The sequence below is a fragment of the Ruegeria sp. BA12 genome, from assembly GCF_056539625.1.
Map to the genome: position 1 here is coordinate 42,419 of NZ_JBQFVF010000011.1, position 17,780 is coordinate 60,198.

General features: G+C 58.4%; 12 protein-coding genes. 6 read left to right on the plus strand and 6 right to left on the minus strand.

Annotated features, from left to right (window positions below):
* Nucleotides 1-234 precede the first annotated feature (234 nt).
* Nucleotides 235-2,040: an autotransporter assembly complex protein TamA gene (locus ACR0B0_RS17840; protein WP_480648949.1), complete on the plus strand. Its 1,806-nt coding sequence runs from the start codon at nt 235-237 to the stop codon at nt 2,038-2,040.
* Nucleotides 2,037-6,119, plus strand: coding sequence for a translocation/assembly module TamB domain-containing protein (locus ACR0B0_RS17845; RefSeq protein ID WP_480648951.1), 4,083 nt, complete (start codon nt 2,037-2,039; stop codon nt 6,117-6,119). Before ACR0B0_RS17840 ends, ACR0B0_RS17845 begins: the two co-directional genes overlap by 4 nt.
* Here ACR0B0_RS17845 and ACR0B0_RS17850 read toward each other — a convergent pair.
* The 5 genes from ACR0B0_RS17850 to ACR0B0_RS17870 all read right to left on the minus strand — a co-directional run bounded on the left by ACR0B0_RS17850 (nt 6,116) and on the right by ACR0B0_RS17870 (nt 12,992).
* Nucleotides 6,116-6,628, minus strand: coding sequence for a thioesterase family protein (locus tag ACR0B0_RS17850; RefSeq protein ID WP_480648953.1), 513 nt, complete (start codon nt 6,626-6,628; stop codon nt 6,116-6,118). The two genes, ACR0B0_RS17845 and ACR0B0_RS17850, sit on opposite strands and share 4 nt — an antisense overlap.
* Nucleotides 6,621-7,412: a cyclase family protein gene (locus ACR0B0_RS17855; protein ID WP_480648955.1), complete on the minus strand. Its 792-nt coding sequence runs from the start codon at nt 7,410-7,412 to the stop codon at nt 6,621-6,623. The genes ACR0B0_RS17850 and ACR0B0_RS17855 overlap by 8 nt, the downstream gene beginning before the upstream one ends.
* Before the next feature lie 112 nt (nt 7,413-7,524).
* Nucleotides 7,525-10,308, minus strand: a complete 2,784-nt coding sequence (gene fdhF, locus ACR0B0_RS17860) for a formate dehydrogenase subunit alpha (protein ID WP_480648957.1) — start codon at nt 10,306-10,308, stop codon at nt 7,525-7,527.
* 13 nt (nt 10,309-10,321) lie between these two features.
* Nucleotides 10,322-12,025: an NAD(P)H-dependent oxidoreductase subunit E gene (locus ACR0B0_RS17865; RefSeq protein ID WP_480648959.1), complete on the minus strand. Its 1,704-nt coding sequence runs from the start codon at nt 12,023-12,025 to the stop codon at nt 10,322-10,324.
* 85 nt (nt 12,026-12,110) lie between these two features.
* Nucleotides 12,111-12,992 (minus strand): LysR family transcriptional regulator, encoded by an 882-nt coding sequence (locus tag ACR0B0_RS17870; protein WP_170399292.1) that lies wholly within the window; start codon nt 12,990-12,992, stop codon nt 12,111-12,113.
* A 237-nt stretch (nt 12,993-13,229) separates the two neighbouring features.
* Here ACR0B0_RS17870 and ACR0B0_RS17875 point away from each other — a divergent pair, with 237 nt between their 5' ends.
* Nucleotides 13,230-13,661, plus strand: coding sequence for an ester cyclase (locus tag ACR0B0_RS17875; RefSeq protein ID WP_170362432.1), 432 nt, complete (start codon nt 13,230-13,232; stop codon nt 13,659-13,661).
* 54 nt (nt 13,662-13,715) lie between these two features.
* Here ACR0B0_RS17875 and ychF read toward each other — a convergent pair whose 3' ends face one another.
* The gene (gene ychF / locus ACR0B0_RS17880; protein ID WP_170399188.1) at nt 13,716-14,813 is read right to left on the minus strand and encodes a redox-regulated ATPase YchF; all 1,098 of its coding nucleotides are present in this window, start codon (nt 14,811-14,813) and stop codon (nt 13,716-13,718) included.
* A gap of 198 nt (nt 14,814-15,011) precedes the next feature.
* Between ychF and ACR0B0_RS17885 the strand changes: the two genes are divergently transcribed.
* From ACR0B0_RS17885 to ACR0B0_RS17895, 3 genes are all read left to right on the plus strand, one after another.
* Nucleotides 15,012-15,497: an acyloxyacyl hydrolase gene (locus ACR0B0_RS17885; protein WP_226688947.1), complete on the plus strand. Its 486-nt coding sequence runs from the start codon at nt 15,012-15,014 to the stop codon at nt 15,495-15,497.
* Between the two features lie 79 nt (nt 15,498-15,576).
* Nucleotides 15,577-16,368 (plus strand): tryptophan synthase subunit alpha, encoded by a 792-nt coding sequence (trpA, locus tag ACR0B0_RS17890; RefSeq protein ID WP_170362434.1) that lies wholly within the window; start codon nt 15,577-15,579, stop codon nt 16,366-16,368.
* Nucleotides 16,369-16,506: 138 nt separating this feature from the next.
* Entirely contained in the window at nt 16,507-17,688 is a 1,182-nt protein-coding gene (locus ACR0B0_RS17895) for an alpha-hydroxy acid oxidase (RefSeq protein WP_480648962.1), read from the plus strand.
* Nucleotides 17,689-17,780 lie beyond the last annotated feature (92 nt).

Here is a 17,780-nt window from a genome sequence, read left to right on the forward strand (position 1 = left end):
CATCCTTGATGCGATGTGATCGGGCGGGAGGAGCCCGTCAATGCGTTCATGGGTTGGCGCCACATTACCGCCCCGCAAACGGGGCTGACGGGGCACACAAACCGGTAATTTGGCATCTCATTCGATAAGTTCTTTCCCTGTGTGGAAACTGATGCTCTAACATGAACGGTATCAGCCGTTGTTTTTCATAAGACGGTGAAATTGATTTCGACTTGGGGCAGTTGGAGCCATTCGATGCGGGGAAGCAGGCCACAGGCCTTTGTGAAATATTGTCTGCTTGGCGTTATTGCCGCCGCTCAGCCCTCATCTCTGGCCGCGCTGGAAACATCCCTGTCCGCGCCCGGTGCGCCCCAGGGAGTGGTTGAACGTATCGAAGAAACCTCCTCGGTCTTAACGGCGGATGAACGTGGCTTGGATACACCGCTCGAGGTTCTGTCTGCCGCCCTGTCAGATTACCGCACACTCGTTCAGATTCTGTATGACGAGGGCTATTTCAGCCCCGTCGTCAGCATCAAGCTGGATGGCCGGGAAGCGGCTGACATCAGCTCACTAACCGTACCCAACACGATCAACCGAGCGGTTATCACGGTAAATACCGGACCGACCTTCACTTTTGGAACGGCTATCGTCGCCCCTGTTACGCCGGAGACAATCCTGCCAGAGGAATTCGCTCCCGGAAAACTGGCCACGACCGGTGCCATCCAACAGGCGGCCTCGGCCGGGGTACAGGGCTGGCGGGACGCGGGTCACGCCAAAGCCCAACTTGAAGACCAAACCGTTATCGCTCGCCATGCGCAGAGAAAGCTGGATGCTGAAATCGACCTTGAGCCCGGTCCGCGCCTGACCTTCGGCAAGATGTTCATCAAAGGCGATACAGATGTACGCCACCACTCGATCAACAAGATCGCCGGCTTTCCCTCGGGCGAGGTTTATTCGCCAGCGGAAATCCAGAAGGTCGGCACCCGCTTGCGTCGGACAGGCACGTTCAGCATCGTTTCAATCGAAGAACATGAAACGCCCAATCCCGATGGCACGTTGGATTTCGATGCAACTTTTGAGGACATGCCCAAACGCCGCCTGACCTTCGGGGTCGAGCTGGCCTCGAATGCCGGGCTGGACGTCACCGCGACCTGGACCCATCGCAACGTCTTCCGCCGCGCGGAACGGCTGCGGTTCGAAGCCGCTCTGCGCAATATCGGCGGAACCGAGGATTTGGACGGCCGCATTGGTTTGCGCCTTGATCAACCCGACCGGCTGGGCCCGGACGACAACACCTTTTGGAGCGCCCTGCTGGAGCGGCGGAATACCGAGAATTACAACGTATCCGTGGCCTCGCTGGCCTATGGTGCGCGTCGCACCTTTTCCGACCGGCTTTATGCCGAAGCCTCGGCTGGATTTCAGTGGTCGGATGCAGATGACGCCTATGGCAGCGGCCGCAAGTTCCGCTATTTCATTATCCCAACCCGGTCTGAATGGGACGAGCGTGACAGCAAGGTCAGCGCGACTCGCGGATTCTATCTGGATGCGCAAATCATGCCCTTTGTAGGTTTTTCTGGCACAGACACGGGCATCAGGCTGTTCGCCGACACACGCGCCTATACCAGCCTGGGCACGGGCGGGCGGCTCGTTTTGGCTGGTCGGGCTCAGATAGGATCGATAATCGGTCCTTCCCCAAGCAATGTGACACCGGATTTCCTGTTCTTCTCGGGTGGTGCCGGCACAGTGCGTGGGCAGCCGTTCGAAAGCCTCGGCATTCCAGTCAACGGTGGTGAAGCAGGCGGCAAGTCCTTCCTCGGGCTGTCGGGAGAAGTCCGTGGCAAGATCACCGACACGATATCGCTTGTCGGGTTCTATGATTTCGGTACTGTGGACACTTCTTCTTTCATCGGCAGCGGTGCAGAATACCATTCCGGTGCCGGGCTTGGGGTGCGGTATGATCTTGGGGGGTTCGGCCCTCTACGCGTTGACTTAGCCCTGCCGGTTCAGGGCGACACTGGCGATGGTCTGCAATTCTATATCGGGATCGGACAAGCGTTTTGATACGGCAGTTTTCATATCCGGTTGTGACAACTGTGCTGATCCTGACAGCGCCGCCCGTACTCGCGCAAGAGGATGACGGCGGCGGCAGCATGCTGGAACGTTTTCTGCAGGACACCCTGTCGGGGGATGATCAGAACGTCACCGTTAAAGGCTTGCAAGGCGCGTTGAGCGCCCGCGCGACGATTGAAGAGATCACCGTATCGGACGACGAAGGTGTCTGGCTGACCATCAAAGACGCTCAGCTGGACTGGAACCGGCTGGCCCTGATCCGGGGTCGATTTTCCGTCAATGCCCTGACCGCGCAGGAAATCGACATCGCCCGCACGCCGGGCACAACCACCAAGGACACGCCTGCGCCGACAGCCGAAACCAAACCGTTCGAACTACCGGAACTGCCCGTTTCCATCGAGATCGGTGAAATCAGGATTGATGAGCTGTCACTGGGTGAACCTCTGATCGGGGTTGCCGCCGATCTGGCGGTGACGGGGAACCTGTCACTGGCCGATGGTACATTGGACACCAACCTGGATGTCACCCGCCTGGACCGCGGAGGGGATGAGGTGACACTGACCGCCGGGTTCCAGAACACCTCGCGCGAGATCAATCTGGACCTGCAGGTGAAAGAGGCCGCAGGCGGCGTGATATCAACTGCGCTGAATATTCCCGACAGCCCACCGATCGGCCTGTCGGTCACAGGCTCGGGCCCAGTGACCGATTTCACTGCTGATATCGCCCTGAGCAGCGACAATCAGCAACAGGTCACAGGGCAGATACAGCTGCGCGCCGCTGAAACCGGTGCGGCAGACGGGATCGCCTTTACCGCCGATCTGGGTGGCGACCTGACTCCCTTTATGGCCGAGGATCTGGACCCGTTCTTTGGCCCGAAAACACGCCTGTTCGTGGACGGCCAAACCAAACCGCAAGGCGCGCTGGACATCCCCGATCTGGAATTGACCACCCAAGCCCTGGACCTAAAGGGTGAGTTGCAATTGGCCGAAGGCGGCACGTTACAATTGGCGGCCTTGCAAGGCCGGATCACCCCGCCCGACGGAACAACGGTGGTTTTGCCGGTCAAAGGCGGCGAAACCTCGATTGAAGCGGCGCAGATTTCCGCTTTGTTCGATCAGAAAAACGGCAATTTGTGGGATCTGAGCCTGACGGCGAATGCGTTTCAATCTCCGCAAGCGAAACTGGACACGGCCCGCATCACCGCGCAGGGCACGTTAGAACAGGGCACTTCATTCAGTGTAATGGGAGACCTTCAGGCCATCGTCGACGGGATCGATCTGAATGATCAGGCCCTGAACACGGCCTTGGGAGAGAGCATCACGTTGGATGGGCAGTTCGATTACGGCAGCGATCAGTCTCTGAACCTGTCGGGGTTCGAACTGGTGGGAACCGACTATACCCTTGGGCTGGATGCGTTGATCGACGGATTGAATAGTGGACTGACGGTTGACGGTTCGGCCACGCTTGAGGCATCGGACCTGTCGCGTTTTTCGGACCTGGCGCAGCTTGATCTGGGCGGTAGTGCCTCGGCCCGCGTTGACGGCACAGGCTCACCATTGGAGCGTAGCTTTGACGGCAAACTGGTGCTTGAGGGCAGCAATCTGGTCACCGGGCGCGACGATATCGATCCCGTCATCAAAGGCGAAACCACCATCACCCTGGATGCCAGCCGAGGCAGCGACGGCATCACCATTCGCGAGTTTGACCTGAACAGCGAAGCTGCGCAGGCAAAGGCCAGCGGCGAGGTCACGACACCTGACGGCAACCTGACCATTGACGGCAAGGCCCGCGTGAATGCGTCTGACCTGTCGGTCTTTTCCGGTCTGGCCAAGCGTGAACTGGGTGGCGCCCTGCGGGCGGAAATGGACGGCAAAGGCACCGTGCAGACTTTGGAATTCGACGGCACGGCCAGCGTGATCGGACAGGATATACAAACCGGAATGTCCGACATCGATCCGCTGCTGACCGGCAAGACCACGATCACCTGGGACGGGGCACGCACGACAGATCGGATTGAAATTCGCGAAGCGACGGTCAACGGTACCGCCTTAACTGCAAAAGTCGCCGCAACGGTGGATGACCCTACCGGAGAGCTTTCGGTTGACGGCACCGCCCGTGTGAACGCCCCGGATCTGTCGCTGTTCTCGGGGTTGGCCAAGCGGGATCTGGGCGGCTCGGTCACCGCGAATGTGCAGGGCAACGGAAATCTCGCCAATCGTGTCTTTGACGTTCAGGGCAATGTGGACGCTGACGACCTTCGGACCGGGATTGATTTGGTCGATAAATTGATCCAGGGCCGCACGACCCTGAACATTGATGCCGACAAAGACGACGATGGCATGGAAGTCCGTAAGTTTAGCCTGAGGGGCACTGCCCTATCGGCTACAGCATCGGGCAAACTGGACCGAGAGGCGGGTGGCCTGACCTTCTCGGCCCAGCTTGACGACCTGTCCCGTGTCATGACGTCGATGTCCGGCCCGCTGACGTTGGACGGGAATGTTGCCCCAACGGGATCGGGACTGGAAGGGGACATGCGCCTGAGCGGCCCGGACAGTTCCTATGCAGCCCTGACCGGAACAGTAGACACCGATGGTTCGGCCGATTTGGATTTCGACGCCAAGTTGAACAGGATCGAACGGTTCGCGCCCGAATTCCCTGGCACCGTTGCGGCAACCGGCACGGCCAAGCGCGACAATGGCGTCTGGACCATTGACGGGTCAGCCAATGGCCCGGCCGAGATCAACAGCACTATCGCTGGAACCTTCGATGAAAACAGCGGCGAGGCCGATCTGCGGGCGCAGGGTGGCATCAACCTGGGCGTCGCCAACATCTTTATCTCACCCAACAAGATCGAAGGATCGGCCCGGCACAATCTGCGGCTCAAGGGAAAGCCCGAGCTAAGTTCGCTCAGCGGTTCTATCACCACTTCGGGCACGTCAATTGCGATCCCTGAGATCGGACAGACAATAACCGGCATCAGCGGCTCGGTCGAATTGGCGCAGAGTCGCGCCAATATCTCGTTGAATGGTGGCATGCGCGCGGGCGGCACTTTTACCATCTCGGGGCCATTGGACCTGACACCGCCGCTGAACGCGAACATTGTTACGCGGCTCAATCAGTTGGTGCTAACAGACAAGCTTCTGTATGAGACCACGCTGAACGGTGAGATCGCCATGACCGGAGCGCTGGCGGGCAACAGCGCCATTTCCGGTCAGATCACGTTCGAGGAAACCAATATCAACCTCGCTGCCGCGGCTGGTGCCGTGGGCGCTGCACCGATCCCCGAGATCAGGCATGTCAATGAAAGCGCGGCTGGTTACCTAACACGGGAACGCGCGGGCCTTGTTGTCGAGGAAGGCGCGGAAAAAAGCGATTCACGTATCGCGCTGGATGTCAGCCTGCTGGCACCCAAGGCGGTTTTCGTGCGCGGCCGGGGTGTGAACGCCGAACTGGGGGGGCGGCTGAATATCGGCGGCACGACCACCGCAGTTATCCCATCCGGCCAAATCGAACTGATCCGGGGAAATTTCGACATTCTGGGCCGCAGGCTGGCCCTGACAAAAGGCATCGTGACACTGCAAGGCGACCTGACGCCGTATATCGAGTTCGCCTCATCCACCAGCACGTCCGATGGCACCGCCACAATCGAAATCGCGGGCCCGTTGGATGCGCCGGAGGTTGACGTTTATTCCGACCCTGAACGCCCAGCCGAAGAGGCGCTGGCCATGCTCTTGTTCGGCAACCGGTTTTCCGAAATTTCACCCTTTGTCATCGCCCAGATGGCGGCGTCTCTGGCGCAGCTCAGCGGTGCCGGGGGAGATGCAACCAAAGGGCTTCGCGATTCGACCGGCGTTGACACGGTGGATATTGGCGCGTCCGAAGGCGGTGCGGGCCGACTGGGGGCCGGCGCGTATCTGAGCGACAATCTCTACACCGATTTCACCGTCAATACCGAAGGTGACACCGAGGTGAACCTGAACCTTGACGTGTCGGACAGTTTTACTGTCCGCGGTTCAGTCGACGGGCGCGGAGAAACCGGGGTTGGCGTGTTTTTCGAACGGGATTATTAATCGCTGCGGCGGATGCCAATGGTGTGCCCAACCTGCGGTGCGGGGTCCAATGGTGCATGATCTTGAACCATCCGGGCCAACCGCGCTACCGCCCAGTCCGGATAAGGAGTGGAACGCCCGCTCGTATGGCTGACGTTCATGAACAGCGCCTCTTGCGTCGCACAGAGTTCGCCATCATCGGACAGCATCTGTGCAAAGTAATGCCCCCGTTTCTGATCGGAATCCAACATCCGAAAGCGAAACCAGAACGGTTCGTCCTGCCTAATCTCGCGCAGAAAATTCATATGCGACTGCAGGATGTAAGGCCCCTGTCCCAACGCGCTGACCTGCGCTTCGCCCAGACCCAGATGATCAACCATCAAGTGATCCAACGCGCGGTCGAAGGCCACGCCATAGAACCCCACATTCATGTGGCCGTTATAGTCGATCCATTCCGGCAAAACTCTAAACCCTCGTATTTCAATCGGGGCGTCATAGGGCCCATCGTGACCGCTGAGGGGGTTAGTCATCTGGATCTTCCTCGAATATTGCGACGGCCCGCACAAAACCCGCCGAGGCGCCCTTGATCTTGAACGGAAAACACGAAATTTCGAAACCCGTTGGTGGTAGGTCTTCCAGATTGGTCAATTTCTCAATGTGGCAATAACCGATATCCATCGACGCCCGATGGCCCTCCCAGATAATCGACGGGTCGCGCGTTTCGGCATATTCCTGGGCCGTCAGCGCAAAGGGTGCGTCCCAGCTCCAGGCGTCTGTGCCAGTGACCCGCACCCCGCGTTGGGTCAGGTACAACGTCGCCTCACGCCCCATACCGCAGCCTTTAATCAGGTAATCGGCCTGTCCGTATTGCGTACCGGCTGAGGTGTTCACGACCACGATATCCAATGGCTGCAAGGTATGCCCGATCCGCTTCAACTCGGCCTCAACATCGGCGGCAGACACCACATAGCCGTCGTCGAAATGGCGAAAATCCAGTTTTACGCCGGGGTTCATGCACCATTCCAGCGGCACCTCATCGATGGTGATCGCCCTCTCGCCATTATTCATGGTCGAGTGGTGGTGATACGGCGCGTCCAGATGGGTGCCGTTATGCGTGGCAATTTGCAGCCGCTCAATGGCCCAGCCTTCGCCGCCCGGTAGGTCCTGTTTTTGCAAGCCAGGAAAGAAGGACATGACCTGTTCTGCGGTCTGATCATGGGTCATGTATTCGATTTCGGGCAGCATGATTGGCGGGTCCGAAACGATCCCGGTTTCCAACGGAACGGACAGATCGACGAAAAAACGGCGGGTCATGTAAAACTCCTGCACCAGTGACGGCGACAGGGTTGGCTGCAAGTAACTTGCTGTCAAGGAAAGAAAAAAGGCGGCCCAATCGGCCGCCTTTCATGCTGCGTACGCAACAAGGTTATTCTGCCGCAACCGCGTCTTCGATTTTTTCAACCCGGATTGCCGAGAACTTGAACTCGGGGATTTTGCCAAACGGATCGATGGCCGAGTTGGTCAGGATGTTCGCAGCCGCCTCGACATAGGCGAAGGGGATGAACACCATGTCCTCGGCAATGGCCCGGTCCGCGCGTGCCATGATCTCGATCGAACCACGCCGTGTGGTCAGACGGATCATTTCGCCCGGCTCGATCCCCATCAGCTTGAGTGTTCGGGGGTTCAAGGAACAGTTCGCTTCCGGTTCTACGGCATCCAGAACTTTAGCACGGCGGGTCATGGATCCGGTGTGCCAATGTTCCAACTGACGGCCGGTCGTGGCGATCATCGGGTATTCGTCATCCGGCGCTTCGTCCGGTGGGATGACGCTGGCAGGGGTAAACCGCGCACGGCCATCGGCACGCGGGAAACCATCGCCAAACACAATCGCCTGACCCGGATCGGTTTCGCTGAGCGACGGGTAGGTGATCGTTTCTGTTTCCAGACGCTCCCACGTAATGTTGTCCAGCGACGCCATGGTCAGCTTCATCTCGGCAAAGACCTGAGACACATCCGTGTAATCCCAGTTCAGACCGATGCGCTGCGCCAGTTCCACCGTGATCTTCCAATCCTCGCGTGCCTCACCCGGAGGCGTCACAGCGGGGCGCACCCGCTGCACCTGACGGTTGGTGTTCGACACGGTGCCGTTTTTCTCATACAGCGCCGAGGCGGGCAGGATGATGTCAGCATAGTTCGCCGTTTCGGTCAGGAAGATATCCTGTACGATCATCAGATCCAGCTTGGCCAATGCCTCGCGCGCGTGACCCACATCCGGGTCGGACATGGCCGGGTTTTCACCCTGAATGTACATCCCCTTGATGTTGCCCGCGTAAGCCTGATCAATGATCTCGGTAACCGTCAGGCCCTTCTCGTTCGAGAAATCCTCAGAGTTCCATACGTTGTTGAACTTGGCGCGGATATTATCATCAGTAACCGATTGATAATCCGGCAAGAACATCGGGATCAGACCCGCATCAGAGGCACCTTGCACGTTGTTCTGACCGCGCAGCGGGTGCAAACCCGCGCCTGGCTTACCAACATTTCCGGTCATCAGTGCCAGCGAGATCAGGCAGCGCGAGTTATCGGTGCCGTGGATGTGTTGGCTGACCCCCATGCCCCAGAAAATCAGACCGGCTTTGGCCTGCGCAAAGGTGCGGGCGACGCGGCGCAGCTGGTCCGGTTCAATACCACAGATCGGTGACATCGCTTCGGGCGTGAACTGGCGCAGATGCTCTTTCTCGGCCTCCCAGTTCTCGGTCCAGCGGTGGATATACTGGCTGTCATACAGCTCTTCTTCGACGATCACGTTCATGATCGCGTTGAGCATCGAGACATCCGCACCGGGGCGGAATTGCAGCATCTCATCCGCGAACTTGCGCATTCCAACGCCGCGCGGATCCATCACGATCAGCTTGCCACCGCGCTTGGTGAACTGCTTGAAATAAGTCGCTGCAACGGGGTGGTTTTCGATCGGGTTGGCCCCGATGATGATCGCCACATCCGCGTTTTCGATCTCGTTGAAGGTCGCGGTCACCGCGCCCGAACCCACGTTTTCGATCAGCGCCGCTACTGACGACGCGTGGCACAGACGGGTGCAGTGGTCAACGTTGTTGTGGCGGAAGCCCTGACGGATGAACTTCTGGAACAGATAGGCCTCTTCGTTGGTGCATTTGGCCGAGCCAAAGCCCGCAACGCTGCGCGGGTCCTCGTCGCGCATCGCCTTCAGCTTGGTGGCCGCCAGATCCATCGCCTCTTCCCAGGTCGCTTCGCGGAAATGGGTCGATAGGTTGCCGGGATCGACGTTCAGGCCCTTGGCAGGTGCATCCTCGCGCCGGATCAGCGGTTTGGTCAGGCGGTGCGGGTGGTGGATATAGTCGAAGCCAAAGCGGCCTTTGACGCACAGACGGCCTTCGTTTGCGGGGCCGTTGATGCCTTCGACATACTTGACCTTGCCATCCTTGACCTTCAGCGAGACTTTGCAGCCAACACCACAGAACGGGCAAACGCTTTCGGTTTCAGAGTCGTAATCCTTGCTGTCCCCATGTTGCTGATCGTCCAGCACGGTGGCCGGCATCAAGGCACCCGTCGGGCAGGCCTGAACACATTCGCCACAAGCTACGCAGGTCGAAGTCCCCATCGGGTCGTTCTGATCGAACACCACCTGCGAGGTATGTCCGCGACCGGCCATTCCGATCACGTCATTGACCTGCACGTCACGGCAGGCGCGGACACAGAGGTTACAGTTGATGCAGGCGTCCAGATTGACGCGCATCGCAACGTGGCTGTCATCCAGCAGCGGGATCTTTTTGGCCTCTTTGGCCGGGAAGCGGCTGTCGCTGACATCGTTCAGCTTGGCCATGTCCCAGAAGTGGCTGGACTCATCATGCGGGTGTTCGGGTTGGTCGGCGACCAGCAGTTCCATGACCATCGCACGTGATTTCTCGGCGCGGTCGGTGTCGGTTTTGACGACCATCCCCTCAACCGCCGGACGGATACACGAGGCGACCAGAGTGCGCTCGCCTTCCACCTCGACCATACAGGCGCGGCAGTTACCGTCGGGTTTGTAGCCCGGTGCCGGTTTGTGGCACAGATGCGGGATTACCAGTCCACGGCCGTTGGCCGCGTCCCAGATCGTGGTGCCTTCGGGCACGGTGACGTCGTCGCCGTTAAGGTTGAAGGTGACGGTCTTGGTTGGGCTTGCATCAAGCATGGCTCTGTCTCCCTCAGATTTCGTCAGCGAAATGTTTCATGACCAGGCGGATCGGGTTCGGGGCCGCCTGCCCCAGACCGCAGATGGACGCGTCGCCCATGACTTGACACAGATCCTCCAACAGGTCCTGATCCCACTTGTCGGCCTGCATCAGCTTGACCGCCTTTTCACAGCCCGCCCGGCAAGGCGTACACTGGCCACAGCTTTCATCCTCGAAGAACCGCAGCATATTCAGCGCCGCATCACGCGCGGTGTCTTGATCAGACAGAACCACCACGGCGGCCGAGCCGATAAAGGTGCCATGTGGTTGCAACGTGTCAAAATCCAGCGGGATATCGTCCATCGACGCTGGCAACAGGCCCGAAGACGGTCCACCCGGCTGATACGCCTTGAAGGTCTGGCCCTCGGCCATGCCACCAGCGGCCTCAATCACATCCAGAATGGTCGAGCCTGCGGGCAGCAGGTAAACGCCAGGCTTCGCCACCCGGCCCGAGACCGAATAGCTGCGCAGGCCCGTGCGACCGTTCTTTTCAGTGCTGTTGAGGCATTCCGGCCCTTCACGGCACACTTTGGTGACCCAATACAGCGTCTCAACATTGTGCACCAAGGTCGGGCGGTTAAAGACCCCAACCTGCGCTACAAACGGAGGACGGTGACGCGGCAGGCCCTTTTTGCCTTCGATCGACTCGATCATCGCGGATTCTTCACCGCAGATGTAGGCGCCAGCCCCCCGGCGCAGGTCGATATAGCCTGGCTCAACGATCCCGGCCTCTTCCAGCGCTACAATCTCACGGCGCAGGATTTCCAGCACTGCCGGATATTCGTCGCGCATGTAAATAAAGCAAGTCTCAGCCTCGACCGCCCAAGCGGCGATCAGCATGCCCTCAAGGAAAACATGCGGCGTGCGTTCCAGATAGTAACGGTCCTTGAACGTACCGGGCTCACCCTCATCGCCGTTCACAGCCAGATAGCGCGGACCTTCGTTCATGCGAACGAAGCCCCATTTCTTGCCGGACGGGAAGCCAGCGCCACCCAAACCACGCAGGCCCGAGGACAGGACGTCTTCCTGCACCTTCTCCCAATCACCATTGTCGCGCAGTTTTTTTAGCTTGGCGTAACCGCCGTTTGCCTCATAGGCAGCAAAGGTCTCGTAGTCGGGCAGATGGGCGTGAGTGTCACCGGCGGCAATCGCTGCCTGCACCTTTTCCGGCGTCGCATGGTCGATATGGTTGTGGCCGATCTCAAGCACCGGGGCCGTATCGCAGCGACCCATGCAGGGGGCACGGACTACGCGAACCTCGGACGCGTCCAAACCATCCTCAAGCGCCTTTTGCAATTGCTGGGCACCAGCCATTTCGCAGGACAAAGAATCACAGACCCTGATCGTCAACGCGGGCGGAGGGGCCTCGTCTTCTTTCACTACATCGAAGTGGGCATAGAAGGTTGCCGTTTCATAGATCTCTGCCTGCCCCACCCGCATTTCGACCGCCAAAGCGGCAATGTGGTCGGCGCTGATATGGCCGTGTGCGTCCTGAATCAAATGCAGGAATTCAATCAGCAGATCGCGACGGCGTGGGCGGTCGCCCAGCAGACGTGTAATTTCCGCCTGTGCCTCATCCGTGAATTGACGGCCTTTGGGCGTGTGCCGCCCCTTGCCTTTACCTGACTTCCAGACGCCCTTGGGTGCGCCTGATGGCTTGGTGTCTAATGGTGCCATGATGCCCTCCGATTGAGGCTCCGTGTCTCATCAGAATAGCATATCGTCAAATCGCATATTTCAATCGCACGATAACGACAGTTTATCACCGCAAAGACGTCACTACGGCACGCAGCGCTTCGACTGTTGGCAATTCGGGATCCCGTGTAAGGGTCGCAAGACAAATCGGCTTGCTGACAACGGGATCGACCAGTGGCAGCACCTTTGTTCCCTTAAGATCACCCAGCGCTCGCACCAGCACTCGAGGGACCACGGTGGCTGCCAACCCCTCGCGCGCCATGACCATCGAAGCGGTAAATCCGCTGGTTTCGGCGACAACATCCGGGTGCAGGCCCTGTTCAGCGAAAATCCGGTCGAGGATGCGCCGGTTCTGCATCTGTGGCTCCAGCAGGCTGAGCGGGAATTCGGCCACACGTGCCCATGGTATGGGGCCGGTTTCATCCGTCATATGCGACGGCACCAGCAAGACATAGGTCTCTTCGTACAAAGGTTGCACCTGCCGCAAATCGGTTCCGATGCTGTCCCCATAGGTGATGCCCGCGTCCAGACTGCCCTCGTCCAGACGGTGCTGGATCGCTGTGGCAGACATTGTCTCGATGCGCGTAATGATGCGGGGATGCGCATCCCGCAACCGTTTGGTCAGCCGCCCGGTAAAGGCAATCGCGGTCGGGATCACACCCAGTATCAGGGTGCCGGTGATCTCACCCTTGGCGGCCAGCACCTGCTGTTCCAGCGCCTTGGTATCATCAAGGATACGCCGTGCTCGCTGGACGATCATCTCGCCCTCTTCGGTCAGGCCCTGAAACCGGTTGGCGCGGCGGACGATCGACACGCCCAAGCGATCTTCGAGGTTGCGGATACGCATTGAAAAGGCGGGTTGCGATATCCCGCATTCCTCGGCCGCTTTGGCAAAATGACGGTGCCGCGCCAAGGCGCTAAGCAGTTGCAGGTCACGGATTTCGATCATGCCGTTCTTCTTCTTAAGATCAGAAGCGCAGAGTAACGTGTTTGCGGCCCGGTGAAAGCACAAGTTGCGATCCGGCGACCCGCAGACGGCACTTTCCGCAATGGCCTGGCGCGCGCTATCGTAAACTGGTGTCGACATGACTGACGGAGGAAGCCAATGACCAGACAGTTCACCGGCTTGGCAGGGCGTATTTTGACGTTAACAATACTACTGACAATTGCGGCAGGAGGAAACGTGATGGCTCAACAGAATGATAACTCCGCAGCAAAAAATCTGTCACGACAGGCTGTTGAAATGTGGGCTGCGAATTCCACTATTGACCGATCAATTTTCGCTGACGAGTATCAAAACCATCAGGCGCCATTAGCAACCGGTGGAACCGGAAGCGTCGATTTGGCCACCTGGACCGACATTGTCGAGGCAAACCACAAAGCCTTTCCTGATTTAAAGGTCGAGATTTTTGGGCAGATCGCCGAAGGCGACCGGGTATCCACCCATTGGCGCTTTTTTGGGACCCAGAAAGGCGCATACCTTGGTGTGCCCGCGACTAACCGGCCAGTAAACTGGACCGGCGTTCAGATCGACCGGATCGCCGATGGAAAGATCGCGGAAAGCTGGGTTGTCTGGGACTATTTCACCCAACGGCAGGAACTGGAACCCGGAAACTAACCCCGGCGTCTAAAATGCACCCAGTCCCTTATGGACCGGGCACACAGAGACCTCTTAGGTATTGAACAAAAAGTGCATCACATCGCCGTCCTTGACGATGTAGCCCTTGCCCTCAGCCCGCATCTTGCCGGCCTCTTTCGCGCCCTGTTCGCCATTTGCCGAGATAAAGTCGTCATAAGCGATGGTCTCGGCGCGGATAAAGCCTTTTTCGAAATCGCCATGGATCACACCAGCAGCCTGTGGTGCGGCGGTGCCCGTGCGGATGGTCCAGGCGCGGGCCTCTTTCGGGCCGACGGTGAAATAAGTCTCAAGCTTCAACAGGTCGTAACCAGCTTTGATCAGACGGTCGAGGCCGGGTTCCTCCAAACCCATCTCCTCCAGGAACATCTGCGCTTCGTCTTCTTCCAACAGGCTGATCTCTTCTTCGATCTTGGCGCTGATGATGACATGGGCATTGCCTTGCGCCGCGGCCATCTCGGCGACTTTCGCAGAGTATTCATTGCCGTCAGCTGCTTCTTCTTCGGACACGTTGCAAACGTATAGCACTGGTTTGGTGGTCAGCAGTTGCAACATCTTCCACGCTTTGGCGTCTTCGTCCGAGACCTCAACCAGACGCGCGGGTTTGCCATTTTCCAGCATCGCCTGGGCCTCGGCCAGCAAGCGTTCCTGCTGCTGTGCTTCCTTGTCGTTGCCTTTCAGCTTGCGCACCAGATTGGCGCGCCGCTTTTCGATGCTTTCCAGATCGGCCAGCATCAGTTCCGTCTCGATCGTGTCGGCATCGGCCACGGGGTCGACGCGGCCGTCCACATGGGTCACGTCACCATCTTCGAAACAGCGTAGCACATGGGCGATGGCGTCGGTCTCGCGGATATTGGCCAAAAACTGGTTGCCCAGCCCTTCACCCTTGGACGCGCCTTTAACCAGACCAGCGATGTCCACAAAGGTCATCCGTGTTGGGATGATCTGCTTAGAGCTGGCAATCGCCGCCAGCTTGTCCAACCGGTCATCAGGCACGGCCACGTCCCCCACATTGGGCTCAATGGTACAGAACGGGAAATTTGCTGCCTGAGCGGCTGCGGTTTTGGTCAGCGCGTTAAAGAGGGTCGACTTGCCCACATTCGGCAGACCCACGATTCCCATTTTAAAACCCATAGCGGCCTCCTGATGCCATTCGAGGGGTGCTTCTATGCAGGTCCGGATCAATGCGCAAGCCAGACTGCGGAAATGAGGAAAAGACCAATTTACAACATCACGAAATCGTTCGTCATTCGTGAACTTGCCCGGATTGAAATTGGCACACTAAGATCACCACGTAAGGTGTTGCAAACAAACATATAGTGAATGTGTAATATGAAGTTTACCTCTGCAATTTTCGCGCTGCTTTTGACCGCACCAGCAGCGCAAGCTCAATCCCTTGTCTTTGGCGCAGGATTTTCAGATTTCTCGGATAGCCAATCCGAGGACGAGGCTGTGTTCGCGCTCGAGTATCAGCATCGCCCCTTTCACGAGGCCTCCCGTTTTGCCGCTTCATGGGGTAGTGCCCTGACTGTGGATACCGCAGGTGATATTCATATCGGTATCGGCTTGATCGGAACCTACGGGTTTGCCGAGCGTTGGTTCGTCGAAGGCAGTGTCATGCCGGGGTATTTCTCAGAGGGCGAAGGCCGCAACGATCTTGGGGGAGAGTTCCAGATTCGCACCCTGTTGGGTCTCGGATACACCTTAGAAAGTGGTAACAAAGTGTCCTTGGCAATCACCCACAAATCCAATGCCAGCACACAGGATGACAACCCGGGTGTTAATTCGGCGCTGGTGCGATATCATTTCGCATTCTGACGGTATCCCGCGGGACCGGGATTGATTTTCGGGCAAAGTTTCTGCACATCAGGTCCAAACCTGACTGCAAGGACATCCGATGACCCGTATCGACGCCAAGTTCGCCGCCCTTAAGGCCGAAGGGAAAAAGGCTTTTGTCGCCTATATAATGGCGGGGGACCCCGACTATGAAACTTCGCTTGAGGTGGTCAAAGGCCTGCCGGGCGCTGGCGTGGATGTGATTGAGCTGGGCTTGCCGTTCACCGATCCCATGGCGGATGGCCCGACCATTCAGGCCGCAGGGCAACGGGCATTGGACAGTGGCATGACCTTGCAGCGGACACTGGATCTGGCCCGCGCCTTCCGTGAAACCGACGACACCACTCCGATTGTTCTGATGGGCTATTTCAATCCGATCTACAGCCGCGGCGTGGACACCTTTCTGGCCGATGCGCAAGCTGCCGGTATCGACGGTCTGATTGTCGTCGACCTGCCGCCGGAAGAAGATGAGGAACTGTGCCTGCCGGCCCAGGCCGCCGGTCTGAATTTTATTCGCCTGGCGACGCCGACCACCGATGACAAACGCCTGCCTCGCGTTCTGCAGAACACTTCGGGCTTTGTCTATTACGTCTCGATCACAGGCATCACCGGTGCAGCCGAAGCGCAAGCCACGAATGTCGGCCCCGAAGTGGCCCGGATCAAATCCGCGACCGACCTGCCCGTGATCGTGGGCTTTGGCATCAACACACCCGAGAAATCCAAGGCCATCGCCAGCGTTGCCGACGGCGCGGTTGTCGGCTCGGCCATTGTCAGCCAGATCGGAGCAGGAAAGCCCGTGGCCGAGGTTTTGGACTTTGTAAAAACACTATCCGACGGCGCCCATTCTGCCTGATCGACCAATCACAAGATCCAATAAACAAAACCGCAGCAAGCCTCCGGCCTGCTGCGGTTTTTTTCGCGCCTCAGCCAATTGCGCCCTTGATGTTGCGCCAGTAGAACTACCTGACCGACCAATCAAAGGCGCTGCCTCATGCCCATAATCACCACTATCGAAGATCTTCGACGTATCTATGAACGACGGGTGCCTCGGATGTTCTACGACTATGCCGAAAGCGGTAGTTGGACCGAACAAACGTTTCGCGACAACAGTTCGGATTTCTCGGATATCCGCCTGCGTCAACGGGTGGCCGTGGATATGGCGGGACGATCCACCGCTTCGCAGATGATCGGTGAAGATGTGGCGATGCCGGTCGCGCTGGCACCGGTTGGCTTAACGGGCATGCAGCACGCGGACGGCGAAATGAAGGCCGCCAAAGCCGCCGAGGAATTCGGCGTGCCTTTTACCCTGTCTACCATGTCGATTAATTCAATCGAGGATGTGGCCGAGCACACGTCAAAACCGTTCTGGTTTCAGCTCTATACGATGAAGGATCAGGACTATGTCAGCCGCCTGATCCAACGGGCCAAAGATGCGAAATGCTCGGCCCTGGTCATCACGCTGGATTTGCAGATTTTGGGCCAACGGCACAAGGATTTGAAAAACGGCCTGTCTGCACCGCCAAAACTGACCGCGAAAACGATTGCGAACCTGATGACCAAGTGGTCCTGGGGCATCGAAATGCTGGGGGCGAAACGGCGCGAGTTTGGCAATATCGTCGGCCATGTCGAGGGTATCTCGGATGCGTCGTCCCTAGGTGCGTGGACGGCTGAACAGTTCGACCCCAGCCTCGACTGGGCCAAGGTCGAAAAGCTGATGGAGCAATGGGGCGGCAAGGTCATTCTCAAAGGCATCCTCGATGCCGAAGACGCCAAGATGGCTGCAAAACTCGGGGCCGATGCCATTGTTGTCTCGAACCACGGCGGGCGGCAGTTGGACGGTGCGCTGAGTTCTATTCGCATGCTGCCGCAGATCATGGATGCCGTCGGCGGTGACATCGAGGTACATCTGGACAGCGGTATCCGCTCGGGTCAGGATGTGCTGAAGGCGTTGGCATTGGGGGCCAAGGGCACCTATGTCGGTCGCGCTTTTGTCTATGGGCTAGGCGCAATGGGTCAGAAAGGTGTCACCACTGCGCTGGACGTCATTCAGGCAGAGCTGGACACAACGATGGCGCTATGTGGCGAGCGCAATGTTGGGGATTTGGGACGTCACAATCTGCTGGTTCCCGAGGATTTCGGCGGCCGCTGGCAAAATACACCAACTGCGAGCTGACCCGCGGCTGGGCTGCGGACTTTACGGCCGCCTCCACTGTGTCATTGAGGCCAGATGAACTTGGAACCCCCTGTTCATCTGGCCCAAAATAC

Excerpts from the sequence above, each read along its gene's own strand:
- ACR0B0_RS17870 (WP_170399292.1), bottom strand. The coding sequence starts at position 12,992 with ATGATCGAAATCCGTGACCTGCAACTGCTTAGCGCCTTGGCGCGGCAC.
- ACR0B0_RS17840 (WP_480648949.1), top strand. The coding sequence starts at position 235 with ATGCGGGGAAGCAGGCCACAGGCCTTTGTGAAATATTGTCTGCTTGGC.
- ACR0B0_RS17875 (WP_170362432.1), top strand. The coding sequence starts at position 13,230 with ATGGCTCAACAGAATGATAACTCCGCAGCAAAAAATCTGTCACGACAG.
- ACR0B0_RS17865 (WP_480648959.1), bottom strand. The coding sequence starts at position 12,025 with ATGGCACCATTAGACACCAAGCCATCAGGCGCACCCAAGGGCGTCTGG.
- trpA (WP_170362434.1), top strand. The coding sequence starts at position 15,577 with ATGACCCGTATCGACGCCAAGTTCGCCGCCCTTAAGGCCGAAGGGAAA.
- ACR0B0_RS17855 (WP_480648955.1), bottom strand. The coding sequence starts at position 7,412 with ATGACCCGCCGTTTTTTCGTCGATCTGTCCGTTCCGTTGGAAACCGGG.
- fdhF (WP_480648957.1), bottom strand. The coding sequence starts at position 10,308 with ATGCTTGATGCAAGCCCAACCAAGACCGTCACCTTCAACCTTAACGGC.
- ychF (WP_170399188.1), bottom strand. The coding sequence starts at position 14,813 with ATGGGTTTTAAAATGGGAATCGTGGGTCTGCCGAATGTGGGCAAGTCG.
- ACR0B0_RS17895 (WP_480648962.1), top strand. The coding sequence starts at position 16,507 with ATGCCCATAATCACCACTATCGAAGATCTTCGACGTATCTATGAACGA.
- ACR0B0_RS17850 (WP_480648953.1), bottom strand. The coding sequence starts at position 6,628 with ATGACTAACCCCCTCAGCGGTCACGATGGGCCCTATGACGCCCCGATT.
- ACR0B0_RS17885 (WP_226688947.1), top strand. The coding sequence starts at position 15,012 with ATGAAGTTTACCTCTGCAATTTTCGCGCTGCTTTTGACCGCACCAGCA.